We start from the raw sequence: 15185 nt of genomic DNA on the forward strand, positions 1-15185 counted from the left end.
AGCTCAATCGGCGTCGCCGGTCTCCGCCGGTTGCGGGCGGCCCAGACGCCCGAGCGCGGCAACGAGCAGGGCCGCCGCCAGCGGCCCCAGGCTCAGCAACGTGAGCCCGAGGCCGAAGCCGCCCGAGCGCTCCTTGGCCCAGCCGATGATGTACGGGCCGACGAAGCCGCCGAGCGCACCGACCGAGTTGATCATGGCAAAGGCGGCCGCGATGGCGCTGCCCTTCAGGTACACCTGCGGCAGCGTCCAGAAGCCGCCGGTCGAGCCCATGATGCCGGCGGCGGCGACGCTCAGCGCGGCGATCGCCAGCACCGGCTCGGCGGTGCTGCCGGCGGCCCACAGGCCGAGCGCACCTGCGGTCAGCGCGACGCAGCAGACTGAGAAGCGCCTGCCGGTGCGGTCGACGTAGCGCCCGAGCGCGACGATGACCACCAGCGCCACGACGAACGGGATCGCCGAGATGAAGCCCGTCTGCAGCGTCGAGGCGCCGAAGCCGCGGACGATCTGCGGCACCCAGAAGATGATGCCGAAACTGCCCACCAGCCCGCCGAAGTACGCCAGGCTCAACACCAGTACCGGTGCCGACCACAGGCCGTCGCGCAGGCTGCTGCGATGCTGCGGCGTGGCCTGCCGGTTCTCGCGGTCCAGGGCGCTCTCGAGCGCCTGCGCTTCCTCGGGGCGCAGCCACGCGGCGTCGCGCGGGCGGTCGGGCATGAGCCGGTAGACCGCCAGACCGGCGATCAGCGTCGGCAGCCCCTCGATGATGAACATCCACTGCCAGTTCTTCAGCCCCGCCAAGCCCTGCAGCTGCGGCAGCGACAGGATCGCGCCCGACACCGGCCCGCTGACGATCAGCGACACCGGCAGCGCGGCCATGATCAGCGCACTCATGCGGCCGCGGTACTCGGCCGGAAACCAGTAGGTCAGGTACAGGAACAGCCCGGGCAGCAGGCCCGCCTCGGCCACGCCGAGCAGGAAACGCAGCACGAAGAACGAGTTCGCGTCGTGAACGAAGGCCATCGCCATCGCCACGCAGCCCCAGGCGATCGTCAGCGGTGCGATCCAGCGGCGTGCGCCGATCTTCTCGATCATCATGTTGCTCGGCACTTCGAACAGCACGTAGCCGAGGAAGAAGACCCCGACCCCGAGCGCATAGACGGTCGGCGTGAAACCGAGGTCCTTGTTCATCCCCAGCGCCGCGAAACTGACGTTGGCGCGGTCGAGGAAGCTGAGCAGGAACAGCAGCGCGAGAAACGGCATGAGCCGTCGCGCGGCCTTGGTGACGACGGGTTCGAGGGCAGGGGTGGACATCGGGGCTCCGGTTCAGGTGGTGGCAGACGTTGTCAGGCGACCGCGACGGCGGCGACCGCCACGGCGATGGAAGCGCCGATGCCGACGCGCGCGCGGCGCCGGCCACCGCGGTCCACGCCGGGCCGTTCTTGCAGCTTCAAAACGGAAACACCACGTAGCGCGGCAGCGCGTCCGCGTCGTACACCGCACGGCGGTCGCGCAGCACCGCCTGCCCGCCCTGCAACTCGATCACGTCGCGGTAGACGCCCGAGGTCAGCAGCGTCGGCGTGCCGCCTTCGGGCGTCATCGTGATCAGGAAGTTGGAGGTCGCTTCCACGCGCCCGGCGCCGGCCTCGCGGCAGCGCACCCGCTGCACGAAGTGCCGCGTGCGGTAGGCCTGGTAGGTGCCGGCCCAGACCTTGGTGACGATGGACACGCGGTCCTCGATGCGGGCGCGACAGTCGTCGTACATCAGCGCGATGCCCAGGCCGCGCTTGTCGTTCTCGGCCGAGACCCAGATGTAGGAGGTTTCGGGTGCGGCGGAGAAGCAGGCCTTCCAGGCCTGCATGTCCTGCGCGTCCATCGCGACGATGTACTGCGATTGCAATTCGTCGAGCGCGGCCAGGATGGTGGCGTCCATGCTCAGGCCTCCCGCTGGAAGCCCATCAGCTTCCGGTAGTGCTCCCATTTCGGCAACTGCCCGGTCTCGTCGTTCTGCTTGACGTCGAACGAGGGTTGGTCGCCGCCCGTCACGCCCTTCTGGAACTCGGCCTGGCCCGGCGTGTAGCTGCCGATGTGGATGCGCTGGAAGATGGCCGCGTCTTCCATCGTCACCATGCCGCAGGGGCCGAGCAGGTTGGACGATTGGCGCAGCCGGTGGCGCACCATGTCCTCGCTGTCGTCGACGTGGGCGAAGTAGGCGTAGTGAACCTCGGTCACGTCGTGGCTGCGCGCGATGGCGAAGCGCAGGTTGATCACGTCGAGGTGCTTGACCACCACGCTGCACGGGAACAGCTGCACCACGCAGCTGCCCTTCTCCGGGTTCTGGCCCTTGAAGGTGATCAGCGAGGTGTCCTTCAGGAAGCCGCTGTGCTGGATCGGCTTGAGCTGCGCGACGATGCAGGCGTGGCCGTTCTCGGTCATGTATTGCGCGCCCTGGCCGCCCTGCCAGTTGAGCAGGCGGAATCCCGTGTGCAGCAGCGGGGCGTGGTAGCCGTCGTTGTCGTTGTAGGCCTTCCAGTTCACCGCGTAGCGCACCTTCTGGTAGCCCAGCAGCTTCAGGCGCCCGTCCCCGCCGAGCACCACGCTCAGCGGCTCCATGATCGGCGCGCCGATCCAATCTTCCAGCGGCGGCGTCGCCTTGCCGAGCGTGACGAACACCAGCCCCAGATGCACACCGACGCGCACTTCCTTCAGGTCGTAGTCCTCCTTCTGGAACTCCGGCGAGAACTCCTTGGAGCCCGGGCAGCCGACGAGGTCGCCCTCCAGCCCGAACAGCCAGCGGTGGTAGGGGCACTCGAACTCGGTGCGGTTGCCGCAGCTCGCCGTCTCCACCTGCGTGCCGCGGTGGGTGCAGCTGTTGAGGAACACGCGCACCTGGCGGTCCTTGCCGCGCACGATGAGCAGCGGCATGCGGCCGAGCTCGAAGGTCTTGAAGTCGCCCACCTCTGGAAGTTCGCCCTCGTGCGCGACGACGTGCCAGCAGTCGCCGTAGAAGATGGTCCTCAATTCCTCTTCGAACAGCGATTCGCTGACGAAGACTTCCTTCGGGACCTGGCTGATGCGCTTGGTCCAGACCAGGGGCCGCGTCGACGTGGAGGTCGTGGGCATGTTCATGGCGACCACTCGTTCTCAGTGACACGGGTCACCGTGTCCGACGGCGAGAAAGACGGATGCACTGGCGGGCTGCGGGACATCGGCCGATCAGCGACCGAGGTCCTTCGCAGTCTGGCCCGCGATGCCCCAGTTGGTCTTGGGCACGTCGTGGATCCAGACGCGGACGTTCTCCTTCGGCGCGCCGACGGCCTCCTGGAGCGCCTGGGTGACCTTCTCGATCACGGCGCGCTTCTGGTCTTCGGTGCGGCCCTCGAGCAGGTAGATCTGAGCGAACGGCATGCTGCTCTCCTTTTGCGAGAAGTGACGAATGAGGTTCAGCGGAATTGCACGGCCACGCTGCCGAGACCCTGCACGCGAAGGCAGACCTGGTCGCCCGCTTCGACGGCCACCGCCTCGGTCACGCCGCCCGACAGCACTAGCGCGCCGGCAGGCAGTTCCTGCCCGCGCGCGCCGAGGTGGTTGGCCAGCATCGCCACCGCCGCGGCGGGGTGGCCCAGCACCGCTGCGCCGGCGCCCATCGCGACCGGCTTGCCGTTCTTCTCGAGCACCACGCCGATCGTGCGCAGGTCGAGCGCGTCGGGCGCAACGGCCCGGCCACCGACGACGAAACGCGCCGCCGAGGTGTTGTCGGCGATCACGCTCGCCAGATCGAACTTGAAGTCGCGGTAGCGGCTGTCGATGACCTCGATGCCCGGGAGCACGAAGTCGGTGGCGGCCAGCACCGCACCGATGTGGCAGCCCGGGCCTTTCAGCGCGCGCTTCAGCACGAAGCAGATCTCGGGCTCGACCTTGGGATGGATCAGGTCGGCCATCGGCACGTCGCCGCCGTCGGGCACGACGAACTCGTCGACGAGGAAGCCGAAGCACGGCTCCGACACGCCCATCTGCTTCATCTTCCCCGGCGACGTGAGCCCGGCCTTCCAGCCCACCACGCGCGTGCCGCGATCGCGCTTGCGCGCCAGAATGGCGTCCTGCACGGCATAGGCATCCGCCAGCGTCATGCCGGGGTGCGCATCGGTGATCTTGACCGTGTCTCGGGCGCGCAGCTGGCACGACTCGAGCTGTTCGGCCAGGGCGGCGACGGTGGCGCTGTCGAGCGGCATGGCGTCGTCTCCTCAGGCGGCCTTGGGCTGGGCCAGGCCCTGCGCCTTGGCGAGCGTCAGCGCGGTGTCCTCGATCATGTCTTCCTGGCCGCCGACCATGCCGCGCCGCCCCATCTCGACGAGGATGTCGCGCGCCGGCACGCCGTACTTCTTCTCCGCGCGCTTGGCGAACAGCAGGAAGCTGCCGTACACGCCGGCATAGCCGAGCGTGAGCGCATCGCGGTCGATGCGGATCGGGAAGTCCATGATCGGCACGACCAGGTCCTCGGCCACGTCCTGGATGCCGAACACGTCGACGCCGGTCTCGATGCCCATCAGGTCGCACACCGCCACGAGGACCTCCATCGGCGTGTTGCCGGCACCGGCACCCAGGCCCGCGGCCGCCGCGTCGATGCGCGAGGCGCCGACCTCGATGGCGGCGATGCTGTTGGCCACGCCCATCGCGAGGTTGTGGTGGCCGTGGAACCCGAGCTCGGTCTCCGGGGCCAGCACGTCGCGCACAGCCTTCAGCCGGTCCTTCACGCCGTCAGGCAGCAGGTGGCCGGCAGAGTCGGTCACGTAGATGCAGTTGGCGCCGTAGCCTTCCATCAGCTTGGCCTGCCTGGCCAGGCCTTCCGGGCTGTTCATGTGCGCCATCATCAGGAAGCCCACCGTGTCCATCTCGAGCTTGCGCGCGAGCGTGATATGCTGCTCGGACACGTCGGCCTCGGTGCAGTGGGTTGCCACGCGGATCGTGTGCACGCCCAGGTCGCGCGCCATGCGCAGGTGGTCCACCGTGCCGATGCCGGGCAGCAGCAGTGCCGACACCTTGGCGCGCCTCATCAGCGGGATCACGGTCGAGAGGTATTCCTCGTCGCTGTGCGCGGGGAAGCCGTAGTTGACCGAGCTGCCGCCGAGCCCGTCACCGTGCGTGACCTCGATGAGCGGCATGCCGGCGTCGTCCAGGCCCTTGGCGATGGTCTTCATCTGCTCCAGCGTCATCAGGTGCCGCTTGGGGTGCATGCCGTCGCGCAACGTCATGTCGTGCAGGCGGACTTTCTTGCCTTTGAGGTTCATCGTGGATCTCCGGAGGTGGTTGATTCGGGTGGCGCGGGCGTCAGTTGCAGCCGGCCAGCACGGCGGCCGGGCGCGCGGCCTCGGTGGGGCGCAGCTTCAGCGTGCCGGCGAGGATCTCCTCGGCGAACATCTCGGCCGTGCGCGCAGCGGCAGCCGTCATGATGTCCAGGTTGCCCGCGTACTTGGGCAGGTAGTCGCCGAGGCCTTCTACCTCGAGGAAGACCGACACGCGGTTGCCGTCGAACACCGGGCCGTTGACGAGGCGGTAGCCCGGCACGTAGCGCTGCACCTCCTTGATCATGGCGTGGATGGACGCGGTGATGCGCGCCTGATCGGGCGCCGCCTCGGTGAGGCAGTGCACCGTGTCGCGCATGATCAGCGGCGGCTCGGCCGGGTTGATGACGATGATCGCCTTGCCCTTCTTCGCGCCGCCCACCTTCTCGACGGCACCCGCGGTGGTGCGGGTGAACTCGTCGATGTTCTTGCGCGTGCCCGGGCCGGCCGACTTGGACGACACGGTGGCGACGATCTCGCCGTAGGCGACCGTCTGCACCTTGCTGACCGCGGCGACCATCGGGATCGTCGCCTGCCCGCCGCAGGTGACCATGTTGACGTTCATCTCGCCGCGCCCGACCTGTTCCTTCAGGTTCACCGGCGGAACGCAGAACGGGCCGATCGCCGCCGGCGTGAGGTCGATCATCATCGCGCCGCAGGCGTTGACCTTGCGCGAATTCTCGGCATGCACGTAGGCGCTGGTGGCGTCGAAGACGATCTGCACGCCGTCGGCCTGGATGTGCGGCACGAGGCCGTCGACGCCGTCGGACGTGGTCTTCAGGCCCATCTCGCGCGCCTTCTTCAGGCCGTCGGAGCTGGGGTCGATACCCACCATCCACACCGGCTCAAGCACGGGGCTGCGCTGCAGCTTGGCCAGTAGGTCGGTGCCGATGTTGCCGGGTCCGATGAGGGCGCATTTGATCTTGGGCATGGATGTTCTCGAAGTGAAGTCAGTAAAGAGTGCGAACAACGCCGCCATCGGTGCGAACTGCCGCGCCGTTCATGGCAGCGGCAAGCGGGCTGCAGATGAATGCGACCGTCGCGGCGACCTCTGCCGGCTCCACGAAGCGCTGCAGCAGCGAGGTCGGGCGATGGTCACGAAAGAACGTCGATTCCGCCTCGGCCATCGAACAGGCTGCATCGCGGGCCATCCGCTCCAGGAAGGCCTGCACGCCTTCGGTTCGGGTCGGCCCCGGTAGCACGGCATTGACGGTCACCGCGGTACCGGCGCAGGTCTCGGCCACGGCGCGCGACACCGACAGCTGAGCCGACTTCGTCATCGCGTAGTGGGCCATGTCCCCCGGCGGGCAGATGCCGGATTCGCTGGAGACGAACACCACGCGCCCCCAATTGCGCGCCTTCATGGCCGGCAGAAGGGCCCGCGTGAGACGCACGCCGCTGAGCACGTTGATGTCGAACATCCGTGTCCACTGGGCATCTGTAGTGGACTCGAACGCCGCAGCCTCATAGACGCCGCAGTTGTTGACGAGGATGTCGACGTCCCCGGCAGCATCGGCCAGGTGATCACAACCTTCGGCCGTGGCGACATCGTCCTGGACGGCGTCGACCTCGGCCGACCGAACATCCGCAAACAGGCGTTCAACGGCTCGCGCCAGCCTGAGAGCATCCCGGCCGTTGAGGACCACCTCAGCGCCCTCGGCCGCGAGTGCTCGCGCGACGGCCCAGCCGATACCGGCTGTGGAGCCGGTGACGAGGGCACGTTTGCCTTTCAGTTGCAGATCCATGGCGGTGATCGTGCGATCAGTCGAGCGTGATCTTGGCTTCGCGGATCACCTGGGCCCAACGCCGATGCTCGGTGCGCATGTACTCCGCAAACTGCTCAGGCGAAGAGAGCAAGGGCTCGGCACCGATCTGGGCCAGACCCTCGACGACGTCGGTCGACCTCAGGCCTTCAGTCACCGCCTTGTTCAACGTTGCCGTGACTTCGCCCGGAAGTTTTGCGGGCCCGAGCAAGCCGAACCAGAACGGCAGAGCTAAGCCTGTGTAGCCTTGCTCGGCGACCGTCGGCACCTCGGGCAGCAATGGCGAGCGTGTGGAAGAAACGACGGCGATGCCCTTGAGCTTGCCGCTGCGGATGTTGGGCGCGGCACTGCTCAAAGAGCTTTCGATGCTGGTCATCAGCTGGCCGCCCAGCAAGTCCTGCACCAGCGGCGCGGTGCCCTTGTAGGGAACGTGGAGCATCTGCACGCCGGCGGCGGACTGGAGCATCTCGCCGAGCAAGTGATTGGCGGTCCCCACGCCCGAACTGCCGTAAGTCAACTTGCCCGGGTTTGCGCGGGCATACGCCACCATTCCCTTCAAATCACTGAAGGGAATGCTGGGGTGTGCGACGATGGCGGCCTTGGTTAGCGCCACCAAGGTGATGGGCGTGAAGTCGCGCGCATAGTCGTAAGGGAGCTTGGACTGCAGGCTCGGCGCGATCACCAGGGGGCTCACCGCCGACAGCACCAGCGTGTAGCCGTCGCCAGGCGACTTGGCCGCGGTGTCGGTGCCCACATTGCCACCGGCGCCCGGCTTGTTCTCTACCACCACGCTCTGGCCAAGTTTGTCGCTGATGATCTTGGCCACCAAGCGGCCCATGATGTCGGTAGGCCCGCCGGGCGGGAAAGGCACGATCAGCTTGATCGGCTTGGACGGGTAGACCTCGGCTGCGAGCAGCGGGGAGCCCGTGGTGCCCAGGCACAAAACGGCCAATGCGCAGCGCACAAGGCAAGTGTGGAATGCAGCCAGTAGAGCCATGAGACGGGGCATGAACCAGTGGAATTGCAGGAGGGTGGTCCGCTCTTTCAGACGAACCGCACCGAGCAGCCGCCGATGCCGCCGATGCTCACGCGCAGGTTGTCGCCGGCCTTCACCGGCACCATCGCTCCGAGCGCGCCAGAGAGCACCACTTCGCCCGCCTTCAGCGGCACGCCCAGCCGTCCAAGCGTGTTGGCCAGCCAAGCCATCGCGTTCAGTGGCGAGGCCATCGTGGCCGCGCCGGCACCGGTGACGACGACTTCGCCGTTCTTCTCGAGCACCATGCCGCAGGTCACGAGGTCCAGACCGCGCGGATCAACGACGCGGTCGCCGAGCACGAACACGCCGCAGCTGGCGTTGTCGGCCACGGTGTCCTGGATCTTGATCTTCCAGTCGCGGATGCGCGAGTCGACGATCTCGAAGCACGCCATCACCCCCTCGGTGGCCGCAAGCACGTCGGCGGCGGTGACGCCGGGGCCCTGCAGGTCTCGCTTGAGCAGGAAGGCGATCTCGCCCTCCGCCTTCGGCTGGATCAGCGTCTTGGCCTCGATCGCCTGGCCTTCGTTGTAGACCATCGCATCGGTGAGCATGCCGAAGTCGGGCTGGTGCACGCCGAGCATGTTCATCACCGCCTGGCTGGTGACGCCGATCTTCTTGCCGATGATGCGCTCGCCGGCCGCGAGACGCCGCGCGTTCAGGCGCTGCTGGATCGCGTAGGCGTCCTCGATCGTGATGTCGGCATGGCGGTTGGTCAGCGGCTCGACCATCCGGCACTCGGCGAGAGCCGCGTGGAGTTCGTCGCCGAGTTGTTCGATCAGTTGCGGTGTCATGGTGTTCAGAGCTTGATGCAGACGTTTTTCAGTTCGGTGTAGAACTCGAGCGAGTGCACCCCGCCTTCTCGGCCGATGCCCGATTGCTTAGCGCCGCCGAAGGGGGTGCGCAGGTCGCGTAGGAACCAGCTGTTCACCCACACCAGCCCGACGTGCATACGTTGGGCAAAGCGGTGCGCGCGCGCGAGATCGCGCGTCCAGACCGACGCCGCCAGACCGTAGGCGTTGTCGTTGGCCTTGCCGAGCACCTCGTCTTCGGTGTCGAAGGGGGCGATGTGGCAGCAAGGGCCGAAGACCTCTTCGCGCACCACGCGCGCCGTCTCGGGCACGCCAGTCCAGATGGTCGGCTCGATCCAGTTGCCGCCGTCGAGCGCGCCGCCCATCCGCGGCACGCCGCCGCCGGTGACAACCGTGGCACCCTCGGCGCGCGCAAGCTCGTAGTACGAGAGCACCTTGGCTTGATGCTCCTTGCTGATCAACGGGCCCATGCCTGTGGCGGCGTCTTCCGGACGGCCCAGCTTCAACCCCTTGGCGCCCTGGCTCAGCGCGGCAACGAAGCGCTCGAACAGCGGCCGCTCGACGTAGACACGCTCGGTGCCCAGGCACACCTGGCCGCAGTTGGCGAACACCGAGCGCATCGTGCCCTCGATGGCGGCATCGAAGTCGCAGTCGGCGAACACGATCGCGGCGTTCTTGCCGCCCATCTCCAGGCTCACCGGCCGCGCACCCTTGGCGGCCGCCTTCATGATGACCTCGCCGGTGCGCGTCTCGCCGGTGAAGGTGATGGCATCGACGCCCGGGTGCGTGGTGACGAACTCGCCGGCCGAGTCGGGCCCAAAGCCGTGGACGACGTTGTACACACCACGCGGAATGCCGGCCGCGTTCATCACCTCGCCCAGCAGCGAGGCCGTCTGCGGCGTCTCCTCCGAGGGCTTCACGACGACTGCGTTGCCGCAGGCCAGCGCCGGGCCGACCTTCCAGGTCATCAGTAGCAGGGGCAGGTTCCAGGGGCAGATCACGCCGACCACGCCCACCGGCGTGCGGTGGCCGTAGTTGATGGCGCCGCGGCCGTCGGGCGTGGCCATCTCGAAGAACTCGCTCGGCACGTTCTTCACGACGTCGGCGAAGATCTTGAAGTTCGCCGCCCCGCGCGGGATGTCGATGTGGCGCGCCAGGCTCATCGGCTTGCCGGTGTCCTCGCATTCGGCGGCGAGGAATTCGTCGAAGCGCTGGGTGATGCCGTCGGCGACCGCGTACAGCCGCTCGACGCGCTCGGCGACAGTCATGCGCCCCCAGGGTCCGGACAGCGCGGCGCGCGCCGCCGTCACGGCCGCATCCACGTCGGTGCGGCCGGCCTCGCTGACCTGTGCGATGAGCTCGCCGGTGAGCGGCGAGCGCTTGTCGAAATGCTTGGTGCCGGCCGAATACTCGCCGTCGATGAAATTTCGAATCTGCTTCATGGCTATCTCACAAACCGATGGCGGCCAAGCCAGCGCGCGCGCAATCCTCGTCCTGCTCGGCCGACCCGCCGGACACGCCAATGCCGCCGATCACCAGCCCGTCCTCGAAGATCGGCAGGCCGCCGCCGAACATCACGACGCCAGGCCGCTCGTTCAGGCCGGCACGCAGCAGTTCGTCGCCGGACACCACGTCCTTCCAACCCGACGTTGGAAAACCGAAGCCGGCGGCGGTGCCGGCCTTGTCGATGGCGATGCCGATCGAGTGGTTGAAGGAACCGTTCATGCGCAGGAAGGCCGTGAGCCGGCCGGCACCGTCGGTGACCGCGACGTTCATGCGCAAGCCGAGCGCGGCCGCATGCTCGACCGCGCCCCGCGCCGCCGCGGCGGCGGCGTCGGTGGTGATGGCGCGCTGCGGCACGCTGTTCACTCGGGTGCTGTCCATGCTGGCGCTTTCGCTCAGGTGTAGGCTTCGGTGAACGAAGGCGTGGCTTCGCCGGTGTGGAAGAAGATGCCACGCCACAGGTTCTCTTCGGTCCATGTGTTCACCGGGCGGTCGGGCTGTGCCAGGTAGCCCAGGCCGGCGAAGGTCTCGTTGCGGTTGCCGCTGGGGTCGAAGAAGTAGATCGTCTGGCCGCGCGTGATGCCGTGGCGCGTGGGCGTCACGTCGATCTTGACCTTGTTCTTGGCCATCACATCGGCGGCCTTGAGCACCTCCTCCCACGAGTCGAGGAAGAACGAGGCGTGGTGGATGCCCGCCGTCGGGCCGGGCAGGAAGGCGATGTCGTGCGGCTTGGTCGCGCGGAACATGAACGCCGCGGCCTGGAACGCGCCGCCGGGGCCGACGAGGATCTGCTCGCTGAGGTAGAAGTCCAGGCACTCCTTGAAGAACTTGCAGTTCTCGGCGACCTTGTTGACGCCGGCCTCGGGGTTGAGCTCGCACACCAGCGCCACGTGGTCCAGCCACTTCGAGCCGGCACCCTTGAGGTCGTCCGGCCAGGGATCGGGGTTCTCAGAGCCGACCGCGGTGCCCACGCATTCCTTCATCGCGTACAGCCGCATCTCGTGCCCGCTGGGCATCTTGAACTGCAGCATCCGCCCGGTGGACGGCAGCGTGCCTTCGTGCAGCATCGTGGTCTTCACGCCGGCGGCTTCGATGCGCTTTTGCAGCGCATCCAGGTCGGCGTCGTGCTCGACCTTGTAGGCCACGTGGTCCATGCCGGCGGAGTCGGCCTTCTTCAGCTGCACCGAGTACTTGTCCCACTCGTCCCAGCACTTCAGGTACACGTTGCCGGCCTTGTCCTCCATGGTCTTCTTCATGCCCAGCACGTTCTCGTAGTGCTTCACGGCCGCAGCCATGTCCATCACCTTCAGGCTCACGTGCCCGATTCGCATCACACCCATTTCAAGTCTCCTTGGTTGCGTGAATTAGCGAGGCGTCCGGACCGCGCGCGGCACCAGTTGCACCCCAATTGAAGGTAAGCGCCTTCCTCAGCTTGCCTACCACGTCGACTTCCACACTTGATACCGGCGTCACCCGGCAGGCCAGGCAGATGCCCTTCGCCTCGTCGTCTTCCGACACATGGGTCCGGCTCATTGGGCCGATGCAGCGGACCTGCCCGACCGGTACGCTGATCCTGCACACGCCGCAGCCGCCGCTCAGGCATCCAACCGGAATGCCCTTACGGCCGATGCGGGCCATGCCCTGCAACAAGGTTTCCGTCTCGCCGCAGGCGTAGGTTTCGCCCGTCTGGACGATCCGCACGTTGTGCCTTACGCCGCTCGTCATGCAACCTTCCTCAGGCGGCATCCGCCTCGGCCAGGAAGTTGCCGACCAGCTTTGCAAAGCGTGCCGCATGTTCGATCTGCGTCCAGTGACCGCAGCGGCCGAACACATGCAGCTGGGAGCGGGAGATCCACTGCGACAGCGTGATCGAGTTCGACACTGGAAGGACCTGGTCCTCACGTCCGTGAATGATGAGGGTCTCGTGCGGCAGCTTGCGGATGTCTTCCTCGCGGCTGGCCAACGCCTCCACCCAGCGCTGCCGGGGGGCGGGGAACATGGCCGAGTAGGATTCATGAAAGCCAGGTTGGATGCTCGCCTCGTAACGCAGCTGGGCCAGCTCGTCGGTGACCAGGTTCCGGTCGAATGCAAACCAGTCCATCACCTTGCGCATGCTTTCGAACGAGGGCTCGTAGCCCCAAACCGCGTCGAGCGCGGGCGTGATCGGGAAGCTGACGCCGGCCGCACCCATCAACACCAGGCGACGCACTCGCTGCGGGTGGCGGATCGCGAGCGCCAGCGACAACGCGCCGCCGAAGGAATTGCCAACCAGATCGACCTTCGGGAGATCGAGGGCATCTAGGAGACCGATCGCCTGTGCCACCCAGTTGTCCATCGAGTACACCGCGCCCGCGGGCCGATCAGTGAAACCAAAACCCGCCATGTCGGGCGCAATCACCCTGCGTTCGCGCGCCAGGACCGGCATCACCAGTCGCCAATTTGCGAACGCGCTGACGCCCGGCCCCGACCCGTGGATCATCAACACCGGGAAGCCTGCGCCTTGGTCGTGGTAATTGGTGCGCAGCCCTGCAGCGACGATGCTCTTGGAGATCTCGGGGGACTGGTCCATGATCAGTGAATCATTCATAAAGTCTCGACATTGTCGGTAATCTCTGTATTTCCCATGTAGGTTAGAACCCTTATAGTCTGTCGAGATTTTTGTGAGATACACTCGTTATACAGGGCAACTCTCGTCTTTGACTCCCGTAGGCAATCGCATGGACATGGAACTCGAGGCGCCAGCCTCCACGGAGGATGCGCCACGGACATTGATCGAGTCCGCCTACCGCAAGCTGCGGCGGGACATCATTGACGGTCGTCTCAAGCCCGACGAAAAGCTGAGGGTCGAGCACCTCAAGAGTTCATACCAAGTCAGTTCGGGGACGTTGCGTGAGGCGCTTGCCTTGCTGGTTTCAGACTCCCTGGTGGTGTCGCATGGCCAACGTGGCTTTCGCGTCACGCCGATGTCGTTGATGGACCTGGAGGACGTGACGCGACTTCGCGTCCTGCTGGAGACCGAGGCGATGCGGGAAAGCATCCGCACCGGCAAGGACGACTGGGAGGCCGGGCTTGTTAGTGCATTCCACAAGCTGACATTGGCCGAGCAGCGCTTGCGCGTCGATGCGACCCGCAGCTTCGACGATTGGGAGTCATGCAACCGGCAGTTCCACGAGGCGCTTGTCGCAGCCTGCCGTTCGCGGTGGCTGCTGCGCATGCGACAGGTGCTTTATCAGCAGTCTGAGCGCTACCGCCGCATCTCGGCTACGCAGGGGCCGCCGCCGGTGGATGTGCACGACGAGCACACCGCGATCTTTGAGGCCGCTCTGGGCCGAAAGGCGGAAGTGGCGTGTGCGTTGCTGACAACCCACATCCACCGCGCCCTTTCCGTCATCAGCAAGAGCCATCTGCTGCGCTGAACATCGCGCTGCGACAACGTTACGGGAGATCACGATGGGAAGCGACTCGCCGGTCGGGCCTGTACTCATGCTGGGAGGAGGCCTGGCGGCCATTTCATTCGTCACCACGCTGCGCGGCAACGGCTTTGCGGGGGAGGTGTGCGTCGTCGAGACGGAAGCCGAGCCGCCGTACGATCGCCCGCCTTTGTCGAAGGATTTCCAGCGCGAGGGCGATTCCGAGAAGATCCGCCTCGACATCAGCCGCGCTCCGAACGTCGAGTGGATGCGGGGCCGCACCGCAACGGCCATCGACACACGCCAGCGGCGCGTGCGCCTGACCGACGGCACCGAACTCGGCTACGCCACCCTCGTGTTCGCCACCGGCGCCCGGCCGCGCGAGATTCCGGCTCTCCGGGATGCAGGCGTTCCGCTGTTCACGCTGCGCACTCTCGAAGACGCACGCCGCATCCGCGCCGTGCTGGTTCCTGGGGCACGCTTGCTCGTCATTGGCGGCGGTGTGATCGGCCTTGAGCTCGCCGCCACCGCGCGCGGATTGGGCTGCGAGGTGACGGTTGTCGAAGCGGCGGACCGGTTGATGAACCGCTGCTGCCCGACGACGCTGTCGTCGCTGGTGGCTGACTGCCACCGCGCGCACGGCGTCGACTTGCAGCTGAACACGCAGCTGAAGGGCGTCGACGGCGCGCGCGTCGCGCTCAGCGACGGGTCGACACTGGAGGTCGACGCGGTGATCCTTGGCATCGGCGTGGTCGCAAACGATGAACTTGCGCGCGCCGCTGGCATCGCCTGCGACGACGGTATCTTCGTCGACGCCTTCGGACGCACCACCTGCCCTGGGGTGCTGGCCATCGGCGACGTCACACGCCAGCGCAACCCGCTCAGCGGCCGCTTCGAGCGCATCGAGACTTGGTCGAACGCGCAGAACCAGGGCGCTGCCGCCGCCCGCGCCCTGCTCTCCACGGAACCCGCGCCGTTCGTTGAGTTGCCCTGGTACTGGTCGGACCAGTTCGAGATGAAGATGCAGGTCGTCGGCTTGGCCGCCGGCGATGCGGAGATCGTCCGCGGCGTTCCGGCGAGCGGCGGCAAGTTCGCGCTTATCCAGGTGCGGCATGGGCGCGCGGTCGGCGTGGCCTGCGTCAACAACGCCCGCGAGTTCGCCTCGCTGAAGAAACTGCTGGCGCTGTCGCACCTGCCTGATGTCGCGGCGCTTGCTGATCCGTCAACCGACCTGCGCAAAATCATCCAGCGAGCGATCTAACCTCTCGATAAACGCGAGCAGAGCGCCTCGACGGGATGGACTCTTAGTGCTGATCGTCCAGGTC

17 protein-coding genes are annotated in these 15185 nt (G+C 66.8%); 2 read left to right on the forward strand and 15 right to left on the reverse strand.

Annotated elements, in window-relative coordinates; genetic code table 11:
• Nucleotides 1-3 precede the first annotated feature (3 nt).
• The 15 genes from Q392_RS02710 to Q392_RS02780 form a co-directional block, all read right to left on the reverse strand.
• The gene (locus Q392_RS02710) at nt 4-1311 is read right to left on the reverse strand and encodes an MFS transporter (RefSeq protein ID WP_038200826.1); all 1308 of its coding nucleotides are present in this window, start codon (nt 1309-1311) and stop codon (nt 4-6) included.
• 136 nt (nt 1312-1447) lie between these two features.
• Nucleotides 1448-1930 carry an aromatic-ring-hydroxylating dioxygenase subunit beta gene (locus Q392_RS02715; RefSeq protein ID WP_038200827.1) on the reverse strand — a complete coding sequence of 161 codons (483 nt, stop codon included), beginning with the start codon at nt 1928-1930 and terminating at the stop codon, nt 1448-1450.
• Nucleotides 1931-1932: 2 nt separating this feature from the next.
• Complete coding sequence (locus Q392_RS02720; protein WP_205146996.1) at nt 1933-3126, reverse strand: aromatic ring-hydroxylating oxygenase subunit alpha; 1194 nt, start codon at nt 3124-3126, stop codon at nt 1933-1935.
• Nucleotides 3127-3213: 87 nt separating this feature from the next.
• Nucleotides 3214-3405: a 2-hydroxymuconate tautomerase gene (locus tag Q392_RS02725; RefSeq protein ID WP_038200828.1), complete on the reverse strand. Its 192-nt coding sequence runs from the start codon at nt 3403-3405 to the stop codon at nt 3214-3216.
• A 35-nt stretch (nt 3406-3440) separates the two neighbouring features.
• Nucleotides 3441-4229, reverse strand: a complete 789-nt coding sequence (gene dmpH / locus Q392_RS02730; RefSeq protein ID WP_038200830.1) for a 2-oxo-3-hexenedioate decarboxylase — start codon at nt 4227-4229, stop codon at nt 3441-3443.
• Nucleotides 4230-4241: 12 nt separating this feature from the next.
• A complete protein-coding gene (dmpG, locus tag Q392_RS02735; RefSeq protein ID WP_038200832.1) occupies nt 4242-5285 on the reverse strand; it encodes a 4-hydroxy-2-oxovalerate aldolase in 1044 nt (347 codons plus the stop codon).
• 40 nt (nt 5286-5325) lie between these two features.
• Complete coding sequence (locus Q392_RS02740) at nt 5326-6270, reverse strand: acetaldehyde dehydrogenase (acetylating) (RefSeq protein ID WP_038200833.1); 945 nt, start codon at nt 6268-6270, stop codon at nt 5326-5328.
• 19 nt (nt 6271-6289) lie between these two features.
• Nucleotides 6290-7084 (reverse strand): SDR family NAD(P)-dependent oxidoreductase, encoded by a 795-nt coding sequence (locus tag Q392_RS02745; protein ID WP_038200834.1) that lies wholly within the window; start codon nt 7082-7084, stop codon nt 6290-6292.
• A 16-nt stretch (nt 7085-7100) separates the two neighbouring features.
• Nucleotides 7101-8111: a Bug family tripartite tricarboxylate transporter substrate binding protein gene (locus Q392_RS02750; RefSeq protein ID WP_239656084.1), complete on the reverse strand. Its 1011-nt coding sequence runs from the start codon at nt 8109-8111 to the stop codon at nt 7101-7103.
• 35 nt (nt 8112-8146) lie between these two features.
• Nucleotides 8147-8929, reverse strand: coding sequence for a 2-oxopent-4-enoate hydratase (gene dmpE / locus Q392_RS02755; RefSeq protein ID WP_038200837.1), 783 nt, complete (start codon nt 8927-8929; stop codon nt 8147-8149).
• A 5-nt stretch (nt 8930-8934) separates the two neighbouring features.
• Nucleotides 8935-10389, reverse strand: coding sequence for a 2-hydroxymuconic semialdehyde dehydrogenase (locus tag Q392_RS02760; RefSeq protein ID WP_038200838.1), 1455 nt, complete (start codon nt 10387-10389; stop codon nt 8935-8937).
• A gap of 7 nt (nt 10390-10396) precedes the next feature.
• Complete coding sequence (locus Q392_RS02765; RefSeq protein WP_038200839.1) at nt 10397-10831, reverse strand: GlcG/HbpS family heme-binding protein; 435 nt, start codon at nt 10829-10831, stop codon at nt 10397-10399.
• 14 nt (nt 10832-10845) lie between these two features.
• Complete coding sequence (locus Q392_RS02770; RefSeq protein ID WP_038200840.1) at nt 10846-11790, reverse strand: catechol 2,3-dioxygenase; 945 nt, start codon at nt 11788-11790, stop codon at nt 10846-10848.
• Nucleotide 11791: 1 nt separating this feature from the next.
• Nucleotides 11792-12175 carry a 2Fe-2S iron-sulfur cluster-binding protein gene (locus Q392_RS02775; protein WP_038200841.1) on the reverse strand — a complete coding sequence of 128 codons (384 nt, stop codon included), beginning with the start codon at nt 12173-12175 and terminating at the stop codon, nt 11792-11794.
• Nucleotides 12176-12185: 10 nt separating this feature from the next.
• On the reverse strand, nt 12186-13019 hold the full coding sequence (locus Q392_RS02780; protein ID WP_275576946.1) for an alpha/beta fold hydrolase: 834 nt from the start codon (nt 13017-13019) through the stop codon (nt 12186-12188).
• Nucleotides 13020-13167: 148 nt separating this feature from the next.
• Between Q392_RS02780 and Q392_RS02785 the strand changes: the two genes are divergently transcribed.
• Together Q392_RS02785 and Q392_RS02790 are read left to right on the forward strand one after the other, a co-directional pair.
• Entirely contained in the window at nt 13168-13866 is a 699-nt protein-coding gene (locus Q392_RS02785) for a GntR family transcriptional regulator (protein ID WP_038200843.1), read from the forward strand.
• A 34-nt stretch (nt 13867-13900) separates the two neighbouring features.
• Nucleotides 13901-15121, forward strand: a complete 1221-nt coding sequence (locus Q392_RS02790; protein WP_038200845.1) for an NAD(P)/FAD-dependent oxidoreductase — start codon at nt 13901-13903, stop codon at nt 15119-15121.
• The last annotated feature ends 64 nt before the right edge of the window (nt 15122-15185 follow it).

This window comes from Xenophilus azovorans DSM 13620 (assembly GCF_000745855.1).
GTDB classification, from domain to species: domain Bacteria; phylum Pseudomonadota; class Gammaproteobacteria; order Burkholderiales; family Burkholderiaceae_C; genus Xenophilus; species Xenophilus azovorans.

Coding starts and splice junctions, on each gene's coding strand:
- Q392_RS02775 (WP_038200841.1), bottom strand. CDS start 12,175: ATGACGAGCGGCGTAAGGCACAACGTGCGGATCGTCCAGACGGGCGAA.
- dmpE (WP_038200837.1), bottom strand. CDS start 8,929: ATGACACCGCAACTGATCGAACAACTCGGCGACGAACTCCACGCGGCT.
- Q392_RS02720 (WP_205146996.1), bottom strand. CDS start 3,126: ATGAACATGCCCACGACCTCCACGTCGACGCGGCCCCTGGTCTGGACC.
- Q392_RS02785 (WP_038200843.1), top strand. CDS start 13,168: ATGGACATGGAACTCGAGGCGCCAGCCTCCACGGAGGATGCGCCACGG.
- Q392_RS02765 (WP_038200839.1), bottom strand. CDS start 10,831: ATGGACAGCACCCGAGTGAACAGCGTGCCGCAGCGCGCCATCACCACC.
- Q392_RS02740 (WP_038200833.1), bottom strand. CDS start 6,270: ATGCCCAAGATCAAATGCGCCCTCATCGGACCCGGCAACATCGGCACC.
- Q392_RS02790 (WP_038200845.1), top strand. CDS start 13,901: ATGGGAAGCGACTCGCCGGTCGGGCCTGTACTCATGCTGGGAGGAGGC.
- Q392_RS02750 (WP_239656084.1), bottom strand. CDS start 8,111: ATGCCCCGTCTCATGGCTCTACTGGCTGCATTCCACACTTGCCTTGTG.
- Q392_RS02710 (WP_038200826.1), bottom strand. CDS start 1,311: ATGTCCACCCCTGCCCTCGAACCCGTCGTCACCAAGGCCGCGCGACGG.
- Q392_RS02760 (WP_038200838.1), bottom strand. CDS start 10,389: ATGAAGCAGATTCGAAATTTCATCGACGGCGAGTATTCGGCCGGCACC.
- Q392_RS02745 (WP_038200834.1), bottom strand. CDS start 7,084: ATGGATCTGCAACTGAAAGGCAAACGTGCCCTCGTCACCGGCTCCACA.
- dmpG (WP_038200832.1), bottom strand. CDS start 5,285: ATGAACCTCAAAGGCAAGAAAGTCCGCCTGCACGACATGACGTTGCGC.
- Q392_RS02725 (WP_038200828.1), bottom strand. CDS start 3,405: ATGCCGTTCGCTCAGATCTACCTGCTCGAGGGCCGCACCGAAGACCAG.
- Q392_RS02770 (WP_038200840.1), bottom strand. CDS start 11,790: ATGGGTGTGATGCGAATCGGGCACGTGAGCCTGAAGGTGATGGACATG.
- dmpH (WP_038200830.1), bottom strand. CDS start 4,229: ATGCCGCTCGACAGCGCCACCGTCGCCGCCCTGGCCGAACAGCTCGAG.
- Q392_RS02715 (WP_038200827.1), bottom strand. CDS start 1,930: ATGGACGCCACCATCCTGGCCGCGCTCGACGAATTGCAATCGCAGTAC.
- Q392_RS02780 (WP_275576946.1), bottom strand. CDS start 13,019: ATGGACCAGTCCCCCGAGATCTCCAAGAGCATCGTCGCTGCAGGGCTG.